The sequence below is a fragment of the Paenibacillus terrigena DSM 21567 genome, from assembly GCF_000374845.1.
Lineage (GTDB): Bacteria > Bacillota > Bacilli > Paenibacillales > Paenibacillaceae > Paenibacillus_K > Paenibacillus_K terrigena.
Genome location: NZ_KB895430.1, coordinates 23,660 through 49,880 on the forward strand (window position 1 = coordinate 23,660; position 26,221 = coordinate 49,880).

Sequence of the window (26,221 nt, forward strand, 5' to 3'; positions counted from 1 at the left end):
GAACATGAGTCGTACAATCCTTACATTCGCAGAAATTCGAAATCACGAGCTGCGTCAGGTTGCCTTAGAAGCGGTCAGCGCGGCAGTGAAAATCGCGGGTACAGCTCCTTCGGAAATTGCAAGCTGCCTGCTCGTTCCGGTTGATACATCGCTAGATGCTCTAGAGCGCTATGCCGAAAGTCTCTTCACGCATGGAGCGAATCGAGTATATGTGTTGAAGCATGCGGACTTTACAGCATATCATGCAGAGCTTTATCTGGGCGCAGTGCAGCAGGTCGTGTCCACGGCGAATCCGGAGTTCATCATTTTCGGGCATACTTCGGTCGGTCGTGATCTTGCTCCACGTCTAGCTTCAATGCTGCAAGCCGGGCAAATCTCAGATGTAACGGCGATTCAGCACGAGGATGGCAATCTGCTCTGCACGCGTCCGCTCTATGCCGGCAAAGCGGTAGAACAACGTGCCTTTACTGGAACATCGGCAGCCCCTTCGATAATCACGATTCGGCCAAATAATATTCCGCTCAGCGCGCCAGACTCCTCCCGCTCCGGTGAAGTGATCGAGGTTGCATTCGCCCCGCCATCCTTGCGTACCATCGTTCGCGATGTCGTCCGCAAGACAAGCGGTACGCTCGACCTGTCCGAAGCGAAGATCATCGTCTCCGGCGGACGTGGCGTGAAGAGCACTAACGGTTTCAAGCCGCTCGAAGAGCTCGCATCCGTCTTGAATGGCGCTGTCGGTGCTTCGCGTGGCGCCTGTGACGCGGGCTACTGCGACTACGGCCTGCAGATCGGCCAGACCGGCAAGGTCGTAACGCCGGAGATCTACATCGCCTGCGGCATCAGCGGCGCAATCCAGCATCTTGCGGGGATGAGCGGATCGCGCGTCATTATCGCGGTGAACAAAGACCCCGAAGCGCCGATCTTCAAGGTGGCCGATTACGGCATCGTCGGGGATCTCTTCGAGGTAGTACCGCTGCTGACTACGGCGTTCCGTGAGTTTCTGGAGCATGAGGCATAGGGCATGATTATTGGATTAAAAATAGATGCGGCTGAATCTGATTCAGTCGCATCTATTTTTATTCACAGTGTGCCTTATCTGCAATTTACAATCAAAGCTCTGACTTTTCTACTTCATGCCATTGTAAATCCAATAGAATTGGAGGAATATAAATGATTTGCGGACAATCAATCCGTTATTCACCCGTTTTTGATGTGCAAATCTACTTTCACGGACCGTGAATCCGTTATTCGTCAAAAACATTGCTTGTTCTGGCACGAATCACCTAAATAACGGCTTTATGGTCCTCGGAAAGCCAAAAATCACGAACAATCCATGGCATAGCGGATCGTAGGTCCGTACGCCAGTCTGTACACTTAGACAATACAGCATCGCCCTCGCCCACTATGCTATTGCAGTAAAAAAAGCGTGGCTGATTCCCTCAGCCACGCTTCTCTATTTTCGACAAACCCTACTCTAAATCGTTACCGCGCCAAATCCCCCGTCGACTCGGATCAACGTCCCTGTAACAAAGCTGGATGCCGCTTCGGAGGCAAGCCATACGACGGCGCCTTGCAGTTCTTTCGGATCGCCAAATCGGTTCATCGGCGTATGGCTCATGATAGAAGCGACACGCTCGGGGGACAGAATCGAACGATTCTGCTCCGCAGGGAAAAACCCTGGTACGATCGCATTGACCCGTATCTTGTTAGGAGCGAACTCTCGAGCAAGGTATTGTGTCATGCTGTTGAGCGCTGACTTGGATGCGGAATAAGAAAATACGCGCGACAGCGGCGGTCCGGATGAAACGGAGCTGATGTTGATGATGCTGCCCCCCATTCCTCCATCGATCATCGCCTTACCGAATACCTGACAGGCCAACATCACGCTCTTGGCGTTGACATCCATAATCCGGTCCCATTCTTCTTCGGTAATCTCGAAGAACGGTGTTGCACTGTTCACTCCTGCCGTATTCAGCAATATATCGACGCGACCCGTCCACTCCACAATTTCAAGCAACGCCTGCTGTAATTCCGGCTTACTGACCGCATCCGCTTTGAACATCCTAGCTTTCCCCGTATCAAGCAGCGGCTGAAGGTCTGTTGCAGCTTTGTCCTGATTGCGGACGACAAGCGCCACATGAGCCCCGTGGGCGACTAACGCTTCAGCCATCACGCGGCCCAAGGTACTGCCTGCTCCGATCACGACCGCCGTCCGTCCAGACAAATCAAATAATGGTGATGGTGCTTGTAATGGCATTGGAACGAACTCCTCCTTTACATGGCTCGTCTTCTCGACCGTAAGGTTTACTCGCGATGCGACGACGACTCCTGCCATATGCCTTTGCGGTATGCCTCCGGGCTGCACCCGGCAACCGCCTTGAACAATCGGCTGAAGTGTGCCAGATGGCGGAAACCGACCATTCGACCGATATCCGATACCGAGTAGCTTGGCTTCAGTCGTAACCAGATTTTCGCCTGATTGATGCGGCGATTGTACAAATATTTAAACACCGTTGTGCCTGTCACTTCCTTGAACAAATTGGACAAATACGGTTTCGACAAATGGAGCGATGAGGCGATCGCCTCGAGTGTAATCTCTTCCGCATAATGATCCTCAAGAAACGAAATCACACGTTGGACGTATCGTTCTTTCTCTGAGCGATGCTCACGTTCGTACACATGCTTACTGCATAATCCACCGACAAAGTGCATCAATTCCATGAATCGCAGCGAAAAACGATCATAGGCCGCATGAACAACCGGATCTCTCCGATGCCTGTACAAGTCGTTCATCTCGGTGAGTAGTCGGTTGAATTCCTCTTGATCCCGCTCGTTCAAATGTAAGCGGATGTTGCTCAATTCTTCAAACGGCCGCAGTAGTTCCGCTGCCTTATTCGGCTGAAGAACGGTCGTCAAATACGACGGGTCAAAATGGATGATCGTTCGCACATAAGGAACATGAGGCACAGGATTCGGACAATGGAGCGTCATGCCATGCATTAAGATAAGATCGCCAGAGGCAAGCGTCATGATCTTGTCCCCAATCAGATACGTGCATTCCCCGGTATGAAAATAATACACTTCGTAAAAAGCATGAGAATGAAATACCCCGTCAATCGGCAGCGAATTGCGGTACATGAGCTCGATCGGCTCCTGCAATTGCATGTTTTGCGACACAGACTCAACCTCCAGAAGCGCGCTAGGCGTCGGTTTGCAAGTGGTTCACGTTGTTGTAATGATTCTACCACACGACAGCCTTTTCGGTTAGAGAACGATCACGCTCATGGTGCCATAATGCCGTTCATGAATTCTACTTGATCACAACCGCTATATTCTGCGCTTGGATGCACAGTTCTGCCGCCTTGAACGCATGTTCCTGCGTCATCGCGTTCTCGGTTCGGTTCAGACAATCGAGAATAAGCTCCCCGAAAAAGGGAAAGCCGACCTGACCAGCAACGGCAAAATGATGCTCTCCTTCATGGTTCACCATGTACACGTGATCCCCTCGCGGATCGCGTGCTACATCGATATATTTACGAAGCTCGATATAGCCGTCCGTGCCGAGTACGATCGCTCTGCCGTCTCCCCAAGTGCCAAGACCATTTGGCGTAAACCAATCGACGCGAAAATAGTTCGTCGCCCCGTTGTCGCCGATCAACGTTGCATCGCCGTAATCCTCCAGCTCGGGATAATCCGGGTTATTGTAGTTCGCCACCTTGCTGTGTGCTACGCGAGCATCCTTACATCCGGCATAATACAAAAATTGCTCTACCTGATGGCTGCCGATATCGCAGAGAATTCCACCGTATTGCGCCTTTCGAAAAAACCAATCCGGACGCGAAGCGGCATTCAACCGATGCGGACCCGTGCCGATCACCTGTAGCACTTTACCGATTGCACCGTCTTGGATGAGTTGCCCCGCATAAATAGAGCTCTCCGAGTGAAGCCGCTCACTGTAATAGACCATATATTTGCAGCCCGTCTCGATTACCTTGGCGCGTGCCGACGCGATCTGCTCCAGCGTCGTAAACGGTGTCTTGTCGGTAAAATAATCTTTGCCGTGGTCCATAACCATCAGCCCGAGTGCGCACCGTTCGGAAGGAATCGCCGCCGCCGCGACGAGCCGAACCTCTTCGTCGTGCAAAATAACGTCAAGCGATGAAGCCGCTTGAACCCGCGGATACGTGCGGCAAAACGCAGCCACCTTCAATGGGTCAGGATCGTACACCCATTTGAGTGTACCTCCCGCTTCGATCAACCCATTGCACTGGCCGTAAATATGGCCGTGATCGAGCCCTACTGCGGCGAATACGAATTCACCAGGGCCGCATACCGGTTCCGGCTTTGCGGACGTCGGGGCGTAAGTCATGCCGTCTTTGTTCTGAAAACGAGGCGTTCCTATCGTTTCTGTCATCCCATCATCCCCTCCCCTTCTTGGCACGGCTTAACACTTGCTGGAACACGCCGCCGAAATAATGCTCGATATCACGACGAATGTCGTTCTCGCTCACCAACCAGCGGTCTTGATGCAGCCGGGCATATTTGTTGTACAACACGCCCGAGATCACGGAACGCGAATGGTCCCATTTATTGACGAGCTGCTCCAACACTCGACAATCAGAATGCTGTGGGATGTAGCTTGTGCCGAGCAGCTCTGTGCGGAATGACGTCATCTCCCGGATCATCGATTCCGTATGCAGGAACCACCAGCACCCGAAGATCGTCAAGTTGCTGAACTTCCGCGCCAAGACAGCTAATTCATGCTGGTTCTCCCGAGCAAGCACCGTCACAAGCAGTTGCAGCTCCGGGTAGCGCAAGCACAGCCGTTCTAGCAGGCCAAGGTCGGCCTGCATACTCATGTCACCGGCAAGGCGCAGCGCTGGATTCACTTGTCGTCGAACGCCGACCATCAGCGCCAGCGGTAGACCAAGCTCGCGGCAGACCGGCACGACCGCGCCATCGAGCAGCATCGTTAGCGCTTCACCCGGTGTAGGATACTGTACGTCGCCCGGCAGCGACGCCATAATATACAAGGCACCGATGCGTCCGCACCAGTCGCGCAGAAAGCGCCGAACCTCGGCAAGCGTCGCCTCTTGAGACAGCGCCGAAGGATCGTCCGCAGCGACTGTGTAGCCGAGACTTTGCAGCTCAGTTGCCGCCGATGTCCAATCGAGCAGCAGCTTGTCGATGCGCAGCGCCGCCTGGAAGCGCGCATCCGTGCATCCGCCCTTCAACCATACAGCTCGCTCAACTGCATCAAACGGGTCGTTCGTCATAACGACTGTTTTCACTTTGGCTGTAACGAGCACATCATTTACTTGTGCAACAGCCGTCTTTTCCGCCCAGGCAGCGCGGTAAGCGTCCAGGTCGCGACCGTAGACGGATGGCGATAAGCCGAGTCGGCTTATCGCAGTAATGACACCGGACGCCGCTTCGCTTACAGGCATGCGATCGACGAATAAAGCCTTCCAGACCCGATCCGCTCTGCCTGCATCGTCCATTGCCCAAAATTCGTCGTACGACAATTCGCCCTGGCGGAAATACTCCGCCGTCAAATAATGATAAACAAGCAGCTGATCGATGCCCCACAACAGCCGCTCCTCAAAATCAGCGGAATACAAGTGGGTATGAATATCATAAACCGGCGTTTCCAAGACGATATGCCGCACCGTCTGCTCCAGCTCGGCTAACGATTCGATCGGCGCATCCGGCTGGCGCAATAAGTTAACATTCGCGGGATTAGCATCGCTTGCAGCATGTCGTTCCATCCAGCGTTCCCCCTTTGTGCACGTTCCTCGGGGAACGTGCTATGCTCGAATACTCAATTCAGCAGCATTCTAAAAAGTGCCTTTCAAATCAACCGGCCCTGTGCTGCACGATACTGCAGCTTCCGGCTTGCGATATCGTGACGATTTGATTCGTTTGCGCAGCTCTGATTCATATAAGTCCTCATTTAACGGAAGCTCTACCCAGTCATCGAGCCAAGTCGACAAATGCATCGCATTAGAGATGGTCAGACCGTGGATGCCTTCCTCGCCTGGAGCGATCAGCGCCGTGCCGTTTCGGATGGCGTCGACGAAATTTTGCACAATGCCCGCGTGCTCCGAGCTCGTACCATGAATAGGTACTTCGCATTTCCAATGCTCCGGCGATCCGAACGCTGCGCGGTTGCGAGCATTAAAGTCACGTTCCGACTCGCGCAGCCGCCAGAACGTCAGCCTTCCGTCTTCGATGACGATTTTGCCTCGGTCGCCAGTCACTTCGAATCGGTTCGTCCCCGGCGCTTCGCCCGTCGTCGTAATGAATACACCCGTTCCGCCATTCGCGTATTCCACATAAGCAGTGACGTCGTCTTCGACTTCAATGTCGCGGTGTTTGCCAAAGTGGCAGAAAGCGCGAATCCGTACTGGCATTAATCCTGTCGTCCATTGCCATAGATCAAGCTGGTGCGGACATTGATTGATAAGAACCCCGCCGCCTTCACCGCCCCAGGTAGCCCGCCATGAACCGGAATCGTAATAGCTTTGCGATCGATACCAGTTCGTGATGATCCAGTTCGTGCGGCGGATTTCGCCAAGCTCGCCGTCTGCAATCAGTTCGCGCAGCTTCCGGTACAGCGGATTCATCCGCTGGTTATACACGATACTGAACACACGGCCGCTTGCCGCCGCGGCTTCGTTCATCTCCCGCACCTGCTTCGTATAGACACCTGCCGGCTTCTCGATCAAGACGTGCATCCCTTGGGCCAAAGCACGCTGCGCCTCCACCGGATGATCGTAATGCGGGGTTGCTACAATGACGGCATCCACATCGCCAGATGCCAGCATCGCCTCTGAATCCGCATATACGGCTACCCCTGAATAAGTTTCCGCCGCCCAAGCGCGTTTTTCGGCATCACCATCGCTAATCGCCGCTAATACAGCACCTTTGATCGTGCCTGACTTTAAATGATTCGCATGGCCCGCTCCCATGTTGCCGATGCCGACAATTCCAATTCGAACGTTACTCATATCGTTTTCTCCTCTCATTTATGGCTGACCCAACCTCGTTAGCATTGTCGTTTCGTTTATATCTTCATTTCATATCTATTTCGGCTTCAGCTCAATCAAGCTCTTCCCACCAAGCCCTCATTTGCTGGGCGTATAAGCTTAACATCGTTTTTGAATCGTACGCTTCGCTGAAGTCTTCAACCCCGAACCATCCGTCGTAACCAACGGCCTTCAGATCGGCTAATACCCGCTTCCACGGTACCATGCCCGATGCGATCGGCCTCCAGGAACCCGACCAAGCAATCGGATTCAATGGCTCTGCCTCCTGACCGCCATGCTCCGCTTGCGGCAAATTCGGATGCTCCACGCCGCTGGCATCCTTCGCAACAGGCCTCCAGCCCGCGTTTTTGACATGGACATGAGCTAGATATGGACCCAGCAACTCCATGCCCATCCGGTAATTCTCGAAGCCCTCGTACACCATATTGCCTGGATCGTACAGTACACCGACCTTATCGGGGTTAAGTCCTTGTACGAGCCGGTAGGCTGCGCTTGCGCTTGGCGCAATCGTAAAATGATGCGTCTCCACAAGCGCCTTAATGCCATACTCACCGGCAAGTCCCTCAACCGCCTTCAAATAACTGACCGCGTCTTGAAGCATCTCGTTGTAATTCCGTGTACCGTTATAGAAAGGAACGCCAACGCGGACCATCGACGCGCCAAGCTGCACAGCAAGCTTGAACACCGCCTCCGTTCCCTCCAAATCGCCGCATGTGAGGTACGGCGTTAGTGCGATCGATTGCAGCCCGTAACGGTTAGCAGCGCTGCTAAATACGGAGAGCTGTTCGTCGGTAACACGAGGATCGATCGTGCTCAGATTATTCCCCCAGAATGAAGGGGGGCCTTGAAGTTGGGTATCTTGCGGCTGCTCCTTACAGCGCCATTCCACACCTTGAATGCCTGCCGCCGATGCGGCTCTGGCAAGTTCCTCCGGCGATAAATCAGGCGTTGCGACAGTAAATACGGATAATTTCATATTAATAGCCTCCTCGCTTTATCTTCGCGACCGTCTCCCAGATGCCGTTCAAATACGCAGCCCCCAATGCGCGGTCGTACAAGCCGTAACCAGGGCGTCCTTGCTCCCCCCAGATCATCCTGCCGTGATCGGGGCGCAGCGGCCCATCAAATCCGGTATCCCATAGCGCCTCCAGCACCCTCACCATATCGATAGAACCGTCCGCCGAACGGTGAGACGATTCCTGAAAGGAACGAGCGCCGGTGCGAAGAATATTGCGCGTATGGGCAAAATGTATCCTTCCCCTGTCCCCGAAATAACGAATAATCTCGATCAGATCATTATCGGGATCGGCACCAAGCGAACCAGAGCAGAACGTGATGCCGTTGGCGGGACTGTCGATATGATCCACAAGCCTACGCAGCTGCCGCATATTGCCGACAATCCGCGGCAACCCGAATATTGGCCACGGCGGATCGTCGGGATGGATTGCCATTTTCACACCAGCCTCTTCGGCTATGGGAATGACCCGCTCCAGAAAATAGGTCAGATTAGCCCACAATTCGTCTTCGCTCATACCGTGGTACTGCTCCAACAAATGCTGCATTTCCTCCTTCGTGTAGCTGGCATCCCAGCCAGGCAGCGACAGATCGCCTTGCGCCGGATTCATGCGTTGTATCTTTTCGTCTTCGAACGTGAGCGTCGTTGAGCCATCCGGGAGCGTAAAGGCCAGATCGGAACGCGTCCAGTCGAACACCGGCATAAAATTGTAGCAAACAACCGGTACGCCCGCCTCGCCTAATCGCCGAATCGTTTGACTGTAATTTTCAATCCATTGGTCGCGATTGGGCTTCCCAAGCTTAATATCTTCATGAACAGGAACGCTCTCAACGACCGCAAGCTTCATGCCGTGCGACTCGATTTCGGTTATCAATGCAGCGATCGCCTCATGCGGCCACACTTCACCGACAGGAACATCGTACACAGCCGACACGATGCCGTAGACGCCCGGAATTTGCCGAATTTGCGCCAATTTCACAGGATCGTTGCCTCCGAACCAACGAAACGTCATTTCCATGGACAACCCCTCTTTCTAACCCGTTTTTGTATATCGCTTCGTGTACGTTTTCGTTTGATTCCGGTTAATTAAGCCCCATTGTAGCACAGGAAATTTAACGCTTTGACGCTTTTCCCTATGATCTTAACCACAGTCAAATAAACTGGCAAAGTTCAACGTTTCGGTCAACAAGGAAGCGCAACGTGGCGCATTCAAATTCCATACATTCGCCACAAGCAAAAAAAGAGCAACCCGCCAACGGCAGATTACTCCTTCCTCCAAACATTTATTCTTATCAGATCATCATAGGCATCATCCATCACACGGTAGCGCATTCACGCTAGTTACGGAAACCACGAGTCGTTATGATGGATTTCTGACAACATAGCCCCACTCATATCACCCAATTCTCACTCTATAATGGAAGTATGCACTAACTTTGAAGGAAAAGAGCCAGAGAGGCGGATACATACCACTCTATCCTGCAGACATCCACTATAGTCACGATATGGTATCCATTTAGCCCTCCTATCCTGCAGCAATCCAACATAGCAAAAAAGCGCGACTAAACAATGCAGCCGCGTACCCGATCATCACAAATACTAATTTCTTCTGGATTATTCAAAGATAAAAGCCATCACTTAATCACTTACCCTCTTCCCTGCCTCACCCCACAAAAAAGGCCGTCCTTTAAGGACGGCCCACGGGTTGACGATATCTCGCTCAGCGATTAACACCTATAGGTGGAGAGGGGAATCTCCTGGAAGAGTCTACGTCCGGCATTTGGTAGCCCATTGCATCCATCCAATCTCATCTTAGCAATAGGTGGACAAGAGCCGGCTGAAAGGAGATCCCCTCCCACACTCTTGTGCATAATCGCCCCCCAAGATATGGTCAACCCCCACGCCGCCCTTAACAGACAGCCTACTCCATATTGAATTTATACCCGTATCCCCTTACCGTCTGAAGCATCTTCGGATTGCTAGGATCAAGCTCTATTTTCCTGCGCAAATTGCTCATATGGACCATTACAGTCCGCTCGTCACTGTCATTGCCTTGCCCCCAGATCGTATCGAACAAATGAGAGACGCTGTAGACACGGTTCGGATTCTGTAAGAGATACATGAGCAGCTGACGTTCCTTCACGAATAACGACACGCTGCTTCCATTCACCCGCACCTCTTCGGTGCGCATATCGATCTCCAGATGTCCGTGACGCCATAGACTCGCCTTCTCTTCGACCTCACGCTTCATCGCGGACCGACGCAAGTTCGACTTGACCCGTGCGACCATCACCGTCGGATTGAACGGCTTCGTCATATAATCATTGCCCCCCAAGTCGAGCCCATTCACAATGTCCTCATTATCTCGCTTGCAGCTGATAAAAATGATAGGAACATCCGATATCAGACGCACCTGATTGCATACATCCATTCCACTCATCCCTGGCAGCAAGATATCGAGCAGAATCAGATCCGGCCGCTCCGAAGTTACCAATTCCAGCCCTTGCTCCCCGCTCATCGAATGAATGACGTGATAGCCTTCCCGCTCCAGGTATAACCCCATCAGTTCTCCAATTTCTTGATCATCTTCAATGACTAAAATCGTCTGCTCTGCCATCTGCCTTCCCCTCCAACCTCATCTGCTCTTCCTGGAGCAATGGAATCGTAAAATACACGTCGCTGCCTTCGCCTAACATACTGCACATCTGGATCGTACCCTCGTGATAAGCGACAATCTCTTTGCAAATAGATAACCCCAGGCCTGCACCCTTCTGACCCGATCGCTGACTGGCACTCCCCCGATAGAAACGATCAAACAAATGAGGAATCTCCTCTTCCGCCATGCCTCTGCCGGTATCGATAATATGAACCGTAAATTCCATCGTATCCACCTGGACAAGGATTTGAATTTTCCCTCCAGGGTCCGTATGATACTTTGCATTGTACAGCAAGTTCGAGACAACTTGTTCGATTCGAACAGGATCGAAGAGGGCTGCGGCCTTCTCCTGCTCCGCATGATCCCCCTGAACTTCAAATGTATAGTCATACTCCACCAGATCAAATTTATATTTATCGTACAATTTCCGTAGGAAAGGAGTAATCTGCGTTTCTCTGCGATCGAATGTAATCTGTCCCGCCTCAAGCTTCGATAACTCGAACAAATCTGCGATGAGCCGATCCAGATATAACGTTTTCTCAAAAATAATCTTCATATATTTCGGCTCGCCGGGCGGCACAACCCCGTCCATCATTGCTTTAACATAGCCTTGGATCGACGTCAGTGGGGTTCCGAGCTCATGCGAAATATTCGACAACAGATGTCTTCTCGACTGCTCCAATTGACTAAGAGACTTGTTAGCATGCGTCAGCTCGGCATTGGATTGTTCCAGTTCAAGCGTCCTACGCCGAATATTGGTCGCCAGCGTCTGGTTCCATTCACCAAGTTCCTGCGAGAGCCGCTCGGACTGTTCGAAGGATGAAGAAAATTGATGCGCTAGCAGGATCCCCTGCAAAATAAGCCCTAGAAACATCCCCAATGACAATACGTCTGCGAACCCAAACATCGTCTTATAATAGAGCAGCTCGCTAATCACACACGGTATGATGATGAGAATCGTGGCGAGATGCAGCTTCGCTCCCTGAATACCGTGTCCAACAGCCATCCCGCTTAGATACAACCAATATACGGTGACAGCAACGAAGACCATCAGATATAGAGGTAGCGTCTGCGTAAATAGGAGTGCCGGCGTGAAAATGACGATTAAGCTTAGCACTAGATGAATCCCGAGGACGATGGATGCAACCCACCGATTCAGGTACTTCTTAAATTGATTCTGTATATAACAAGTAAAGAAAATCACACCACTATAAGCCGTCAAATATTCAAGCTTAACCGCTATTTCCCACGGCAGTTCTGGAAAGAAAGATATGAGCAGCGACTGCCCCAATAGAAGTGCACGCAAACCGATAACGATACAAGTCAACCCAAAGTATAGAGGAGACTTGTTCTTGCTGCGCTGTAAATAAAAAAAGATGTGGTACAAACCGAATACCAGCAGCGTACCAGATAGGAACACCTCATACGCGATGCTTGCCTCACGCTTGCTCGTGATCACTTCAGGATCGCCAAGCTCAATACGCTCCCAGATCCCCGCCTTCCGCTGCACGAAGCTCGATACCTGGATGACAACCTCAAGTTCGGATTGATCCGGTTGAAAAGACGCCATCTTCGCATAATTTCTTGGCACCGATGCCTCGGCATTCGGACCAACCGTCCCGTTCTCCAATACAAGCTCGCCATTCACCCACAGCTTGTACGCCGTAGCAACGCCGTGTACATAGATCGACTTCATCCGTCCGACCTCAGCAGGCGGTAACTGTACAACGAGCCGGTAGGTGGCATAGCCTTGGTTAGATAACGCCTGACTTCTGAGCGAATAATTGGTCCAGCTGTCTGGCACTTGTGCCAACGCCGGCTTAGGCAGTGCTGTCATCTCCTTAAATCGCTGGGGTTCAATCAACGACTGCCAATAGAATAACCATTCTCCGTTCAAAGGCAGCACACGGTCCCTGGCGTGACTCCAATTCTGCGCGTCGAGCACACCATTTCTCGCTGTAGGTGCAGTATCTTCAATGGCTGCCGATGACGAATCCGCAGCAAGCACGGTCCCCCCACCCCATAAGCCAAACACAAATATCCATATCATGAACCAACTTCGTAACGATCGCATTCCATCAGATCCTTCATATCAAGTCGTGAACAATTCATTACATAATTCACCATTTCTTGATAAAATCCTGCATGATCTGACGGGGCCCGAGATTAGCGTGCTCTCCTCCATCTGCGTAAGAGCAGCACGACCCCATATCCACATGCGACGAGCAGCACGCCGACCGAGTCCATCCCGACGTCAATCGCATGCCCTGTCCGCCCTACGACAAAAGTTTGATGCCATTCATCGGAAGCTGCATAGAGTACAGAAAGCACCGCCCCCAATGGAATCGCCAAACTTCGAAAACGATTGGTGGCTCGTAATGTCTTGATCCATAGCAAAGTAAGCAGGGCATACTCCGCGATATGACCCCCTTTTCGAATAATAAATTCGATGAAGTCATATGGCTCTTTCCACGTCACAAGCCCACCGTCATATGTAAATTCGATATGCGGCATCCATTGATCCACGACCGATTGTGGAATCCATTCCGCGAGCATCGGACGAATGTCCTGCTCCTGATACGGTTCGGCCGATTTGTAGAAAATGAACCCCATCCATAACACCGTCAAAATAAGCCAAACCATAAAAGATCTACGATTGCGTAGCACCATGCTGCACCCCTTTACAATAAATAAGTCTATATAAGATTACCCCACAAAGTGGTGTTTTGTCTTCGGAGTGGTTCAAGTAATTTGCGGGGGCCCCGAAACCTAAGAACAAGAAAAAAACATGCCAAGGAAGTTCGTTGACATGTTCGTGAAGTTCATTTGTATCTTATGCAATTATGCTTGCGATAGCACCGAGGAGATCAATTCGCGCTCTTGAACTTGCGCATGAATTAGATCTACGACATTTCCCATACATTTACAAATGTAATCCTTACGGCAGATCGGGCAAGGTGTCGTGTGCAAGCGGCTGATGTTTTTAACCGTCCATTCCGGGTATCTATTGTAGAACATTCTGCATTTAATACCATCCTGCAGTTCAACAACAAATTGGTAAAGGCCTTCTTTTTCGTTATAATCGGAAAGTTTGAAATCAATTACTCTAGGAATGTACGCCATAGGACCACCTTTTTAAATAAGAAATTTTTAACGAGTTTACCGATACTCTATGATAAAGAAAAATGTGTCACGTGTCAAATACAGCTATTTGCCATTTACAATGACATAATCTTTATTCGTCATATGAAATTTGTCATTCATCCCTGATGTCATGTACACTTTCTTATCCTTCGTAATAAATATCGCTTCTGTATTCTCCATATTCTCTACGAATTTCATACCCTCTTCTTTGCCAAGTGCGAACAAGGTGGTGGACAAGGCATCCGCATCAATCGAATGATCCGTTACGATGGAGACGCTGTTCAGATCATTAACAACCGGATAACCTGTCTTCGTATCGAGGATATGATGGTATTGTACGCCGTTCTCGATAAAATAACGCTCATAGATCCCTGAGGTAACGACCGTCTGATTCTGAACACGCATGCTTCCAACCTGATTGCCTCGGCTATCGTTCGGATCTTGAATACCAATCGTCCAGTAGTCACTACCCGGCTTCACGCCAAGCGCAAAAATATTACCGCTCAAATCGATGATCGCATTCGGCATCTTGCGTTCTACGAGATAGTCAGCAATCCTATCCGCAGCATATCCCTTCGCAATGCCCCCTAGATCAAGCGCCATCCCTTCCTTCGTTAGCTTGATCGTCTTATTCTTCTCATCTAGTATCAAATTCTTGTAATCCACGTGCTTGAGCGCATCGTCAATTTCGCTCTGAGGCGGAACATGTGCGCCCTCATGATTAATGTTCCATAGGCTGACGAGGGTTCCGATGGCGACATCGAATCGACCTTTGGAAAGTTCTGAGTATTTTTGAGCCGTTTTCACAACATAAAATGTCTCATCCGATACTTTAATGGCTTTTTTGCCTGCATTGGCATTGACCTGATAGATATCGCTTGTCTTAATGGTACGGCTCATCTTATTCTCGATATCGTCAAGCATGGCCTTAATCTCTTTAAAGTTCTGATCTGTTACTTTTTTGTCGTATACCTTAATGGTTACAACCGTATCAAATACGAAGTAGGTCTGTGATTTGGGGTTTATACTCTCTGTCGTATCCTTGGTTGTTGAGGTTCCGCCACAACCGGCAAGAGTCAACATACAGAGGACGAGCAGCATGATGATAGCTTTGGAACGAAGCATAATGTTACCTCCCTTAAATTGTAGCCGAATATTATATCACATATGATGCCAACTTACCATTTCATCACGCATAGTTTAATTCAATTTTTAAGTATATAATCACAACTAACTTACATGAGGAGGACTACACGATGATGAAGCTTAGACGTGGAGATATTTTGCTCATCGGTATTGTCCTACTGTGTGCGATCATTTTCATCATCATAAGAGCATTTCCGAATGAAGTAAGTGACGAATCGCACAGCAAAATTGCCACGATTACAGTAGACGGAAAAATATACCGTACCGTTGAGCTTACGGCTGAACCACAAGAAATTAAAGTTCAGACCGAAGACGGCCACTACAACTTACTCAAGGTTCACGATCACGGCATTGAAATGATCGATGCAGATTGTCCAGACAAAGTCTGCCTCACCTTCGGATTTATTACGAATCCGTCGCAGACCATTGTCTGTCTCCCACATCGGGTATTAGTCGAGATCGAGAACACAAATCCAAAGGATCAAGGAGATGATCTCGATGCCGTCGTCAATTGATACTTCCACAGCTATGCTCAAAAAAACGGTGATGATTGCAATCTTCGCCGCCGTCGCTGTCGTCTTAAGCATCATTGAATCCATGATTCCCTTGCCCTTCTCTGTTCCAGGTGCCAAGCTAGGCCTCGCAAATATTATGGTGCTGACTTGCCTCTATTTCTTAAACGGCAAAGACACGCTGATGCTCATTGTACTGAAGACGATTCTGACCGCATTTATATTCGGAACCTTCTCCAGCTTCCTGTTCAGCTTCTTCGGCGCCATCGTCAGCTTCGTGCTCATGTATGGCATGATGCGTCTGGGGCGAGATTTCTTCAGCTTGATCAGTATTAGTATCGTCGGTGGAATAGGTCATAATATTGGTCAACTTACGGCGGCGATGATCATCTTCAAGACATCGAAGATGTTCTACTATTTGCCGGCGCTGCTGCTCACAGGGGTTGTGACGGGGATCTTCATCGGTCTCGCCGTCAAATATTTGATCTCGGCACTGTCGAAGCTCACATTATTCCAAGGGTGGGCTGCACATGAGTAACCCAATGATATTAATGGAAGGAGTCCATTTTTTCTATAGAGGAGCTGACAACAACACGCCCATTCTGCAAGATATCTCACTCTCGATTCATCCAGGAGAATGGGTATCGATTATTGGTGCGAATGGTTCAGGCAAATCCACCCTCGTCAAATTGTTCAATGGACTTTTACGTGCAACGCAAGGTCAAATCTCCATTGAAGGCACGCCGTTAACCAATGAGAACTTATATGACATTCGGCAGCAGATCGGATATGTGTTCCAGAATCCCGAGAATCAGTTCATAGGCACCACGGTCATGGAAGACATGGTCTTCGGACTAGAGAATCTATCGCTCGATCATGCCGAGATGGAGCGCCGTGTGAATCACTATGCAGCAAAGCTCAATATTGTCTCTCTATTATCAAAGCATCCAGCGGAACTCTCAGGTGGACAGAAGCAGCGTGCTGCGCTAGCCGCAATCCTTGCCATGGAACCTCGCATTGTTATTTTCGACGAAGCGACTTCCATGCTCGATGAGCAATCCAGGCAAGATGTCATTCAGATCATCCGTGACATGCATCAGAGCGGTTCCTACACGATCATTTCAATTACCCATGATGCTGACGAAATCGAGGCATCGGATCGGGTACTGGCACTCGCTGACGGGCAGATCATCGCAGATGCGCCTCCTTCCAGCATCACACGGCAACCTGATGTTATGAGGCGATGTAACTTGATTCCATCATTCTATATTCGATTAACACAGCAATTGAAAATGTCATACGATGTACCCGTCCACCATCATGCAGATGAACATGGACTACTGGAGGAATTATGCCAATTGTATTCAATGAAGTAAGCCACGCTTACGGCGGCAATCCAGAACATCTGGCACTCGATCATGTACGCTTTCATATTCAAGATGGGCAATTCGTTGGGATCATCGGTCCGACCGGCTCAGGGAAATCAACACTGCTACAGCATTTCAACGCCATCCTGCGTCCGACAGACGGCAAGGCACAGGTGCTGGATTTTCTAATCCTTCCAGGTGAAAAAATTCACGAAGTCAAACGTCTGCGGCAACGCGTCGGACTTGTCTTCCAGTTCCCGGAGCAGCAGCTTTTCGCCGACACCGTAGAGCATGATCTCTGCTATGGTCCGATGAATTTTGGTGCAACAGAAGCCGAAGCCAAGCTACTGGCCATCGCTGCACTTGAGCAAATCGGATTAAGTCCAGACCTGCTCTCCCGCAGTCCATTTCAGCTGAGCGGAGGGCAGATGCGCAAGGTAGCTATTGCTTCCGTGCTCGCGATGAACCCTGATGTACTTGTGCTGGATGAACCAACAGCGACGCTGGATCCAAGAAGCCGTGAAGAATTTATGACCCTGCTGCACACCTTATGTAGGACCCAGAACAAGACGGTCATCGTCGTTACGCATCGGCTGGACGAGGTTCTGCCTTTTACGGACCACTTGCTCGTCATGCATGAAGGCAAGCTCGTCTTCGAAGGATCGAACATAGCGCTCTACGAACATGCCGAGAAGCTGCCAACTTGGCGAATGGCCATTCCCAAGCCGTTCCGAATCCTACAGGCTTGTGAGCAGATGACGAATAACCCGTTAGCGAACCATGTGCGGCAAGACGGCACAAGGGCGACATTCGCACCCTCATGGGTGGCAGAGCAAATCCATCTACTATTCCAGACATTGCAACGTGACGATAGCGGAGGTGTTCCATGCAGCAACGATTCATCCTAGGCCGCGTCATCGCAACAGACTCATGGGTTCATAAGCTTGACCCGCGTGCCAAAATGACCTGCATGCTAATCTTTGCGGTCATTACTGTCCTGCTCCATTCTCTTGTTGACTTCGTCGCCGTCACGATCGTCTCCCAGCTGATTCTTCTCAGTACAAGAATCAAACTGACGATGTTCTGGAAGGCTGTGAGACCGCTTAGATATCTCATGCTATTTATCTTTCTATTCCAACTCTTCCTCGAGAAGGGTGGACATTTGTTACTCTCTTGGGGACCGATTCAGTTCTATTCCGAAGGGATCATCACCGCCGTGTTCACTGTCTGGCGGATGTCCTTACTCGTCACGTTCACTGCACTGCTTACATTTACGACAACACCGGCAATGCTGACCCAAGCGTTAGAGGACATGCTGAAGCCGCTCAAAATATTTCGCATTTCACCGCAAGCCATCGCACTGATGCTCAGCATTGCGCTTCGATTCATTCCGACCATCCTGGAGGAGACCGAGCGGATTGTCAAAGCACAAGCTTCTCGGGGAGCAGACCTGAAGGATCTCCCCTGGAAAGATAAAGCCAAAGCGATGATTGCACTGCTCGTTCCCGTTACTGTCTGTGCCTTTCGGCGTGCGGAAGAGCTCGTCAATTCAATGGAAGCTCGGGGATACAAATTAGGAGAGCCCCGCTCCAAATTTTTCAGATTAACCTGGCATCGTCAAGACACCTATTTTTTACTCATTTTTATACTCATCGGATTATTTGTCATTTGGCAATGATCGAAGAAAGTTTATGGAGGTTTTATCCTATGGCAAGATATTTTCATGGTAAAGAAGTAGAGCTGCTCGCTCCTGCAGGTACGTTCGAAATATTCCAGACGGTCATTGAGACCAATTGTGATGCTGTTTATTTCGGTGGTCCAAGTCTCAATATGCGTATGATGCGCAAAGGCTACAATCTGAATTATGAAGAAATCGAGCAAGCGATCTCTATCGCTCACTCCCTTGGCAAGAAAGTTTATATTACGCTTAACAATCTTATTAATGAACAGGATATGGATGATGCAAGGCAGTATCTGCAATTTATTCATCAAGTGAAGCCTGATGCGATTATCGTACAGGATTTCGCGATCCTCTCACTCATCAAGGAGATGGGATTAGATATTAAGATCCACTCTTCCGTCATGATGAACGTTCACAATCTACCGATGATTGAGTTCCTTGCGGATATGGGTGTTACAAGGGTTGTCGCTTCTCGCGAGATGGATCTGCAGACGGCAAGGTATCTGCAAGCCAAATCCGGTATGGAATTCGAATACTTCGTACACGGCGATATGTGTACGGTGCATGGCGCCAACTGTCATATCAGCTCCATGATCTTCGGCATGAGCAGCAACCGCGGTCAATGTATGAAGCCATGCCGTTGGGAATATCGCGTGAAGAAGGACGGCAACGTCTATCCGACAGAATACCCGCTTGCTGCAAAAGACATGAATTTATATGAGTATATTCCCGAGCTGATCGAATCCGGTATCACGTCATTCAAGATTGAAGGGCGTATGCGGGATAAAGAATTCGTAACGATGCTCATTAACAGCTACGGCGACGCCATTGATCGTTATATTGCAGATCCGACCGGGTACAACCGATCCCAAAACTCAAGTGAATTATTTGAGCATCGGAAGCGTGATTTCTCCACAGCGTATGCATTCGGTAATCCAGGGTTATCTTACATTAATCGACGTTATGAAGGAACCGGTAAGTTCTACAGCACGGGCAAAGTCTTCAGTACACCAACACCCGAACGTGACATTCACGAAGATCGCCTGAATGAGATTCGAACATCCTTGTCTACGGTACATCGGTCAGAAGCTGCTGTAAGAGAGCTCTCCGTACGTGTCAATAATATCGCGCAAGCGAAGGTCGCAATTGAAGAAGGCGTTCATCATATTTACTTGGCTGGTGACGTCTTCGCACCCGATCGTCCATTCACACGTCAGGAGATTAAAGAATTGACGACAATGAAAGGATTATCTCAAATCTATCTCGCCTTGCCGCGCATGATGTCGGAGCTGCATTTCGAGCAATATGAACATCTATTGAAGTCAGCAGACCTTGGTATCGACGGCATGGTCGTGACGAATATCGGTGCGCTGCATCGCTTCCAGCAATTCGGTCTTAAGATGATTGGAGATTACAATTTGAACATCTCGAACAATCATGCCGCCATGTTCTATAACGAGCATGGACTGAATCGATCCACCGCTTCCATCGAGCTTCCGCTCGAGCATTTCACAGAATTGGTCTCGCATACGACAGTCCCGATGGAGATCGTCGTTCACGGCTCACCTGTTGTGATGTTCTTGGAACTCGATTTATACGAGAATACAGAAGTCTTCCAATCCATAGCGGAAGAAGACAATAAATTCGTCGATAATCACCATCTTGTCCTCATGACGGATAAAGGCGAGAACCCGGTATATCGGGACCAATTCGGACGGAATCATCTAACGACAGCCAAAGAACTCTGCTATCTTCCTATTTTACAAGATCTTATCCGAGCTGGCGTAGGGTATTTCCGCATCGAAGGCAGCACGTACACACCGGACCAATTGCGCACAATTCTAAAGACGTATCGCAAGGCGCTTGAGGCACCTCAGCATTGCGCATCACTCTATGAACAGAGTTCACCGGTCTATGCCGGATATACGCTAGGCACATTATCCTTCGGTAAGGCCGTGCAAGAAGAAGCCGTGACAACCAAGTAAGATCATGATCATGACCAATAGAAAGGAGCACGATCCTAATGGACAATATGATCGGCGCAGACCAAATTCTACAGAAACGCAAAACGTTCATGTTCCCTTGCACAAGCCACTTCTATAAGCAGCCTCCTCAAATGGTACGAGGACATATGCAATATTTGTACGACGAGAAAGATACCCCCTATGTGGACTTCTTCGCAGGGGTATCCGTGGTCGCTTGCGGCCATTGCAATGAGCATATTACACGAGAGACGATTAAGCAGGTTGAGACGCTCCAGCATACATCGACCATCTATCTCACACAACCAATGGTGGATCTGGCAGAGCGGCTTGCGCGTATTCTGCCTGGGGATTTGAAGCGGACGTTCTTCTGCAACAGTGGTTCCGAGGCGAATGAAGGCGCCTTGCTCGCCGCTCGACTGCATACGAATAAGCGTGATTTCATTGCGCTAGATTTCGGACTTCATGGACGGACGTCATTAACGATGAGCGTTACCGGCATCCCGATGTGGCGTACGGATCCGTATCTTGAGAAGAACACGCACTTCATTCCTCGTCCGTTCGATGGGGGCATGACATTGGAAGAAGCCGCAGAGAAATCTCTTCAGGCTCTGCGCCAAGTTCTTGCTGAGAAGGGCGATTCCATCGCAGCGATGATCGTCGAGCCGATCCAAGGTAATGGCGGCATTATCGTACCGGCAAAGCACTATTTCCAAGAGGTGCATGCACTGCTTAAGCAGCACAATGTCTTACTAATCGCAGATGAAATTCAAACCGGCTTTGGACGGACGGGTGCTATGTTCGCGATGGAGCATTTCGGTGTCGTCCCTGACATCTTATCCATGGCGAAGGCGCTCGGCAATGGCACCCCGATCGGCTGCTTCTCGACGACGGATGCGATCGCGAATTCCTTTAATCGACCTTCGGCTTCAACCTTCGGCGGTAATCCGGTCTCTTCCGTTACGGCAATGGCGGTGCTGGACTATATTGAACAAGAGAAGCTGGTGCGGCGTTCGCACAAGCTTGGTCAACTGCTGAAGGATGGTCTATTGGAGCTAAAACAAAAGTTCCATTTCATTACGGATGTGCGCGGCATGGGACTTATGGTTGGCATGGAGATCTTGGGGGATGCACCTCAGCGTGGCGCAGAGGCCGTTGATATGATGATTGAATGCATGAAGAACAGGGGCTTCATTATCGGAAAAAATGGTGTGAACCGCAACGTGCTGGCTTTCCAGCCGCCGCTCGTCATCCATGAATCCAACATTCGCAGAATGCTCTCAGCGCTCGAAGATGTCTGTACAGGAGGGCATGCATGGTTATACGAAGCGTCACAAGCAAAATAAGACTCTTCGGCGAGCTCGTCATGTTCTCGCATACCTTATTCTCGCTGCCATTCGCCATCATTTCCTTGCTGTGGGCGTCGAATGGCTGGCCTTCATGGTATGTGATAACCTGGTCGCTTATCGCCCTTGTCGCAGCCCGGAATGGGGCGAATGCCTTTAATCGGCTTGCGGATTTGAAGTTCGATACCTTGAACCCCCGGACCGAATCGCGCCATATGCCGAAGAAACAGCTCATGCCAAGGGAAGTCATCCTGTTCGTTATTCTGAATTACGCGCTGTTCGTATTCGCAGCCGCCATGCTGAATCCACTCTGCTTCGCGTTATCGCCAGTCGCGATATTGCTAATTACAGCTTATTCGTATACAAAGCGGTTCACTTGGCTCTGCCACCTGTTTCTAGGTTTCACGATTGCGTCCGCGCCCATTGGCGCCTGGTTCGCCGTGACAGGACAGTTCGCCTTTACACCCTTTATTCTGGGAACGATCGTCATGCTCTGGATTGCAGGCTTCGATATTATCTATGCGACGCAAGACATCGATTTTGATCGCAAAAATGGCCTCTGGTCCGTACCGAGCATATTCGGGTTCGAAGATGCGCTCTACATTTCCCGTGCCCTGCATTTTATCATGGTGCTCTTGCTCTTCAGCCTTGCCTTCATTCGCGACCTCGGCTGGATCTATTTGCTCGGCATTTTCATTGCAACTCTGCTGCTGCTTACCGAGCATCGTATTATCAAACCGAGCAATCGTCACCTGATGAAGATTGCTTCCTATAAACTGAATCAGGTCATTAGTATGGTGATCTTATTCTGTACACTGCTAGATTTTATTCTGCTGTAGCATAAAAGGCTTCGATAGACCTTACTAGGGTCCATCGAAGCCTTTGAACATTTACTTTTTATTCGCCTTCTCCTTCAATATCGCCGCATACTCATCCGTCATTTTACGCAAGAACGTATTCACATCTTCTTTGCCTTTGTTCTTGATCATTTCTGCGGTCTTATCACTGATAATATTGGATTCATAGTAGAAAATATCCGGGCCGTACGGGGAGAATACCGGCGCTGCTGCCGTCCCCTTGTATGCGACGTCGATATTATAGACGCCTACTTTATCTTCGCCTGCTAGATATTTGCGAATCTCTGGATCCTTCACCACCGGCGGAGCCCCACCAATCGCGATATTCTTCTGATTCTCTTCAGACGCAGCGAATTCTAACACTTTGAACGCCTCTTCAATATGTTTGCTTGCTGGGTTAATGGCAAGCGTAAGCGGAATATTGTTCGGCAATACACCTGGGAGATCGCTCCAGCTTGGGTAAGCGGACATGCCGAAGTTCAAGCCTTCCGTATGCGCATAGAGCTTCGCACTATTCACGAAGGATAGAATCATACCGACATTGCCCTTCTCAAAGCCGAAATTATCTTTCTGCGCTTCATCAGGCACATTGCCCGGAATACTAACCACCCGTTGAATCAAATTGAAATACTTTGCAAATTTCGGATCCTTCTCGAATAGGATTTCTCCTGTTTCGGGATTCGTACCGGAAGCGGATAGCTGGAGCATCGCTTGGGATAAGCCGCGTGCGGCAAGTCCAACATACTCGCCATCTCCATGCTTCCCTGCGATTTTCGTTGCCATATCCAACACTTCATCCCAGGTAGGCGTCTCGCTCGGATACTCAATGCCTAGCTTATCGAAGATATCCTTGTTATAGAATAGATTCACAACAACATCTTCCAGCGGCATGCCGAGCAATCGATTCTTCTGCTCCGGGTCACGCTGACGAATGGCTTCGATCGCGCCATCACGGAACTTGGTGAGGTCCACATTACTTGGCAATCAGATCATCTAATGGATAAGTCATTTCGAGATCGTGCAATGTTACGAATGGATCTGTAATCAACATAATATCTGGGGAGTTATTCGCAGCATTCGCTTCTTGTATTTTCTCAGCTGAAGCAAATGCACTGATATGTTCAATTTTGATATGAGGATACTTCTTCTCTAATGCATCCGCAAGACGGATTCTAACTTCTTCGCCGCCCCACGGCGTCATAAATTTTATCGTGACAGGTTCGTTCGATCCGGTCGTGGCCTCAGCATTGTTATCCGTTGCTGGCTCTGTCTTATTGTCATCTACTGCTGCCTCAGTAGTAGGTTTTGGTTCCTCTGTCGTCTTGGTTGAGTTGCCGCACGCCGATAGTAGAATGGACATGATGCACGTTGTGATTAGGAATAATGTCATCAATTTTCTAGTCTTCTTCAATCGATTCCCTCCCTTTTTTGTAAACCCTTTCATAAGTTATTACTCAAAAAAGCAAGAAATTGGGCCGCTAATCCCGTACATCTCCCCCTCCAACTATTACCTTTATTCGAAATTACTATATCAAAAACGGTGTGTACGTCGTGTGATTTTTATGTGTTTTTCCTGTGAATCTCATCATGTCCGCAGCCAAAAAAAGACCGCCCATACAAGGGATTCCCTTGCAGGACAGCCTTTTCTCGCTTATTTAGATGCGAGCGCCTTCTGGTAGATTTCGAGGTACTGTGCTAATTGCAGACCATCCAAGCCTTTCACATAAGCGTCCCATTCCTTGTTGATATCCTTCGAGCCTGTAATGAATTGCGCCATATTCGACTTCACGTAGTCGACCAAAGTGGTCTTAATCTGTGCGCTAAGCTCCGCATCCTCGAGGGCGATGAACAGACCGTTCGGGTATTGCTCTTTAGAATGATATGGCTCGTATTCCTTGGATACGTTATTGAGTCGTGTACCATAGCCATTATCTGCGAGCGGATCCTGTGGAGCTGTCCAAGAAGCACGGTACGCATACGTTCTGAGCGATGGACCAATTTGTTCCCAGCCATCGTTGTGGGTCGGTTTCTTATCGGTTTTTACGATGTTCGTATATTTGGCTGGCTTGCCGTCCATACCAAGTTCACCATCTGTAGCTTTGCGCCAGCCACCGCCTTCAGGCCCATTCTCTTGCAATACAATCGATTCCTCGGTGTATAGATAGTCTGCGAACCGGATCGCGGCGATTTGCTGCTCTGGCGTAGCTTTATTGGTAATGGCGAATTGCGAGCTATTGATCCCTGCGAAGAACAACGTCTGCTGTACGCCATTCGGTCCTTTGAGCGGCGGAACGACGACATAATCTTTATGACGCGGCGCCTTGCTGTCCATGCTGTATGCATAGCTGATTAATGCTGTCGACAACGCACCCATCACGTTATCCTTCTCTCGATTCGCAAGCTGTTGGATCGCGTCTGCATTTTGCGTGAAGGAAGCTGGATCAATCAAGCCTTCTTTGTATAACTGATTTAAGTATAAGAGCCCTTGCTTCCATTCCTCTTTATTCGCGACGAAGTCGACCTTGCCGTCCACGACACGTAGGAATGTACCCGCATTCTTCTCGGTATAATCATCGACGATGAAGGAGTTCATTAAGAAGGCCGAGACATTTCCCGTCCACATCTCATCGGAGCCCGTTAGTGGAATTTCATCCGCTTTGCCGTTGCCATTGGGATCCTTTTCCTTGAAAGCTTTCAATACGTTATGGAATTCTTCCGTCGTGGTTGGAACCTGAAGCCCTAATTTATCAAGCCAAGCTTTGTTGATCCACATTTTGAGCGCATTATCACAGTGGTAGCACTCATTCACTTGCGGCAGCGCATAGATGTTGCCGTCCGGCGCTGTAATCGATGCTTTCATATATGGAATGTCTGCCATCGCTTTCTTAATGTTCGGCGCATATTTATCGATCAATTCATTGAGCGGAATGAACACGCCTTGCTTGCCATATTTCATTTGCTCCTCTTTCGTAAGCGCTCCATGCAAGATGACTTCCGGGTAATCGCCGCTCGCGAGCATCAACTGTTTGCGATCATTCAACGCGTTATCCGGTACCAAATCCCAGTCAATCTTAATATTCGTCTTCTCTTCGAGGAACTTCGTGTAAGTATTCGTCTCCATGTTCTCAATTGTCGATAGCTGAGGTGCGAACATCTTAATCGTCATCGGCTTCTTCACAATGGGATACGTGCCCACTTCCGTGAACAAATCCTCCTGAGCAGCAGGCTTCTCGCCTGACGAGTCAGCTGGCGTCTCTGACTGCTGCGTGCTATTGCCGCTGCAAGCGCTGAGCATGAGTGCCAAGGTGAATACCAAACTTAATGTCCCTGCAAACGTCTTCGTCCATTTTTTTCTCATAAAGACTACGCCTCCATTATCATCTTAATGGTAAATCATGACCCTGTCATCCTTGTGCTAATGCCAACGTGCGAATTCATTTGCGGCTGCCGCATCCCCCCTCTCAAG

25 protein-coding genes are annotated in these 26,221 nt (G+C 49.6%); 10 read left to right on the plus strand and 15 right to left on the minus strand.

Features of this window, described 5'->3' with window-relative positions; all coding sequences use genetic code 11:
- Positions 1 to 4: 4 nt before the first annotated feature.
- Complete coding sequence (locus C558_RS0127585) at positions 5 to 1,018, plus strand: electron transfer flavoprotein subunit alpha/FixB family protein (RefSeq protein ID WP_018759533.1); 1,014 nt, start codon at positions 5 to 7, stop codon at positions 1,016 to 1,018.
- 3 nt (positions 1,019 to 1,021) lie between these two features.
- Complete coding sequence (locus C558_RS34050; protein WP_018759534.1) at positions 1,022 to 1,174, plus strand: hypothetical protein; 153 nt, start codon at positions 1,022 to 1,024, stop codon at positions 1,172 to 1,174.
- 300 nt (positions 1,175 to 1,474) lie between these two features.
- Here the strand turns inward: C558_RS34050 and C558_RS0127595 are convergent, their stop codons facing one another.
- From C558_RS0127595 to C558_RS0127650, 12 genes are all read right to left on the minus strand, one after another.
- Positions 1,475 to 2,257 carry an SDR family oxidoreductase gene (locus C558_RS0127595; RefSeq protein WP_018759535.1) on the minus strand — a complete coding sequence of 261 codons (783 nt, stop codon included), beginning with the start codon at positions 2,255 to 2,257 and terminating at the stop codon, positions 1,475 to 1,477.
- Positions 2,258 to 2,304: 47 nt separating this feature from the next.
- Positions 2,305 to 3,177 carry a helix-turn-helix transcriptional regulator gene (locus tag C558_RS0127600; protein ID WP_018759536.1) on the minus strand — a complete coding sequence of 291 codons (873 nt, stop codon included), beginning with the start codon at positions 3,175 to 3,177 and terminating at the stop codon, positions 2,305 to 2,307.
- A gap of 133 nt (positions 3,178 to 3,310) precedes the next feature.
- On the minus strand, positions 3,311 to 4,414 hold the full coding sequence (locus C558_RS0127605) for a Gfo/Idh/MocA family protein (RefSeq protein WP_018759537.1): 1,104 nt from the start codon (positions 4,412 to 4,414) through the stop codon (positions 3,311 to 3,313).
- Positions 4,415 to 4,418: 4 nt separating this feature from the next.
- Positions 4,419 to 5,768, minus strand: coding sequence for a hypothetical protein (locus tag C558_RS0127610; protein WP_018759538.1), 1,350 nt, complete (start codon positions 5,766 to 5,768; stop codon positions 4,419 to 4,421).
- A gap of 69 nt (positions 5,769 to 5,837) precedes the next feature.
- Entirely contained in the window at positions 5,838 to 7,010 is a 1,173-nt protein-coding gene (locus tag C558_RS0127615; protein ID WP_018759539.1) for a Gfo/Idh/MocA family protein, read from the minus strand.
- A 91-nt stretch (positions 7,011 to 7,101) separates the two neighbouring features.
- On the minus strand, positions 7,102 to 8,025 hold the full coding sequence (locus C558_RS0127620; protein WP_018759540.1) for a sugar phosphate isomerase/epimerase family protein: 924 nt from the start codon (positions 8,023 to 8,025) through the stop codon (positions 7,102 to 7,104).
- 1 nt (position 8,026) lies between these two features.
- Complete coding sequence (gene uxuA / locus C558_RS0127625; protein ID WP_018759541.1) at positions 8,027 to 9,082, minus strand: mannonate dehydratase; 1,056 nt, start codon at positions 9,080 to 9,082, stop codon at positions 8,027 to 8,029.
- 903 nt (positions 9,083 to 9,985) lie between these two features.
- Positions 9,986 to 10,681, minus strand: a complete 696-nt coding sequence (locus C558_RS0127630; protein WP_018759542.1) for a response regulator transcription factor — start codon at positions 10,679 to 10,681, stop codon at positions 9,986 to 9,988.
- A complete protein-coding gene (locus C558_RS0127635; RefSeq protein WP_169445436.1) occupies positions 10,653 to 12,770 on the minus strand; it encodes an ATP-binding protein in 2,118 nt (705 codons plus the stop codon). Before C558_RS0127635 ends, C558_RS0127630 begins: the two co-directional genes overlap by 29 nt.
- Before the next feature lie 116 nt (positions 12,771 to 12,886).
- On the minus strand, positions 12,887 to 13,363 hold the full coding sequence (locus C558_RS0127640; RefSeq protein WP_245583889.1) for a VanZ family protein: 477 nt from the start codon (positions 13,361 to 13,363) through the stop codon (positions 12,887 to 12,889).
- A 198-nt stretch (positions 13,364 to 13,561) separates the two neighbouring features.
- On the minus strand, positions 13,562 to 13,843 hold the full coding sequence (locus C558_RS0127645) for a hypothetical protein (protein WP_018759545.1): 282 nt from the start codon (positions 13,841 to 13,843) through the stop codon (positions 13,562 to 13,564).
- 84 nt (positions 13,844 to 13,927) lie between these two features.
- Positions 13,928 to 14,989, minus strand: coding sequence for an FAD:protein FMN transferase (locus C558_RS0127650; protein WP_018759546.1), 1,062 nt, complete (start codon positions 14,987 to 14,989; stop codon positions 13,928 to 13,930).
- A gap of 131 nt (positions 14,990 to 15,120) precedes the next feature.
- Here C558_RS0127650 and C558_RS0127655 point away from each other — a divergent pair, with 131 nt between their 5' ends.
- The 8 genes from C558_RS0127655 to C558_RS0127690 are packed head-to-tail and all read left to right on the plus strand — an operon-like array spanning position 15,121 to position 22,737.
- Positions 15,121 to 15,525 carry a NusG domain II-containing protein gene (locus C558_RS0127655; RefSeq protein WP_018759547.1) on the plus strand — a complete coding sequence of 135 codons (405 nt, stop codon included), beginning with the start codon at positions 15,121 to 15,123 and terminating at the stop codon, positions 15,523 to 15,525.
- Complete coding sequence (locus tag C558_RS0127660; RefSeq protein ID WP_018759548.1) at positions 15,509 to 16,060, plus strand: Gx transporter family protein; 552 nt, start codon at positions 15,509 to 15,511, stop codon at positions 16,058 to 16,060. The genes C558_RS0127655 and C558_RS0127660 overlap by 17 nt, the downstream gene beginning before the upstream one ends.
- A complete protein-coding gene (locus C558_RS0127665; RefSeq protein WP_018759549.1) occupies positions 16,053 to 16,898 on the plus strand; it encodes an ATP-binding cassette domain-containing protein in 846 nt (281 codons plus the stop codon). Before C558_RS0127660 ends, C558_RS0127665 begins: the two co-directional genes overlap by 8 nt.
- Positions 16,874 to 17,797, plus strand: coding sequence for an energy-coupling factor transporter ATPase (locus tag C558_RS32010; RefSeq protein WP_018759550.1), 924 nt, complete (start codon positions 16,874 to 16,876; stop codon positions 17,795 to 17,797). The genes C558_RS0127665 and C558_RS32010 overlap by 25 nt, the downstream gene beginning before the upstream one ends.
- The gene (locus tag C558_RS0127675; protein ID WP_018759551.1) at positions 17,776 to 18,567 is read left to right on the plus strand and encodes an energy-coupling factor transporter transmembrane component T family protein; all 792 of its coding nucleotides are present in this window, start codon (positions 17,776 to 17,778) and stop codon (positions 18,565 to 18,567) included. The genes C558_RS32010 and C558_RS0127675 overlap by 22 nt, the downstream gene beginning before the upstream one ends.
- Positions 18,568 to 18,596: 29 nt before the next feature.
- Positions 18,597 to 20,555: a peptidase U32 family protein gene (locus tag C558_RS0127680; protein WP_018759552.1), complete on the plus strand. Its 1,959-nt coding sequence runs from the start codon at positions 18,597 to 18,599 to the stop codon at positions 20,553 to 20,555.
- 38 nt (positions 20,556 to 20,593) lie between these two features.
- Entirely contained in the window at positions 20,594 to 21,898 is a 1,305-nt protein-coding gene (locus C558_RS32015; RefSeq protein ID WP_018759553.1) for an aspartate aminotransferase family protein, read from the plus strand.
- On the plus strand, positions 21,868 to 22,737 hold the full coding sequence (locus C558_RS0127690) for a UbiA-like polyprenyltransferase (RefSeq protein ID WP_018759554.1): 870 nt from the start codon (positions 21,868 to 21,870) through the stop codon (positions 22,735 to 22,737). Before C558_RS32015 ends, C558_RS0127690 begins: the two co-directional genes overlap by 31 nt.
- Positions 22,738 to 22,788: 51 nt before the next feature.
- Here the strand turns inward: C558_RS0127690 and C558_RS0127695 are convergent, their stop codons facing one another.
- From C558_RS0127695 to C558_RS0127705, 3 genes are all read right to left on the minus strand, one after another.
- Positions 22,789 to 23,727, minus strand: a complete 939-nt coding sequence (locus C558_RS0127695) for an extracellular solute-binding protein (RefSeq protein ID WP_211220808.1) — start codon at positions 23,725 to 23,727, stop codon at positions 22,789 to 22,791.
- A 1-nt stretch (position 23,728) separates the two neighbouring features.
- Complete coding sequence (locus tag C558_RS0127700; RefSeq protein ID WP_018759556.1) at positions 23,729 to 24,166, minus strand: type 2 periplasmic-binding domain-containing protein; 438 nt, start codon at positions 24,164 to 24,166, stop codon at positions 23,729 to 23,731.
- A gap of 240 nt (positions 24,167 to 24,406) precedes the next feature.
- Positions 24,407 to 26,113: an ABC transporter substrate-binding protein gene (locus C558_RS0127705; RefSeq protein WP_018759557.1), complete on the minus strand. Its 1,707-nt coding sequence runs from the start codon at positions 26,111 to 26,113 to the stop codon at positions 24,407 to 24,409.
- Positions 26,114 to 26,221 lie beyond the last annotated feature (108 nt).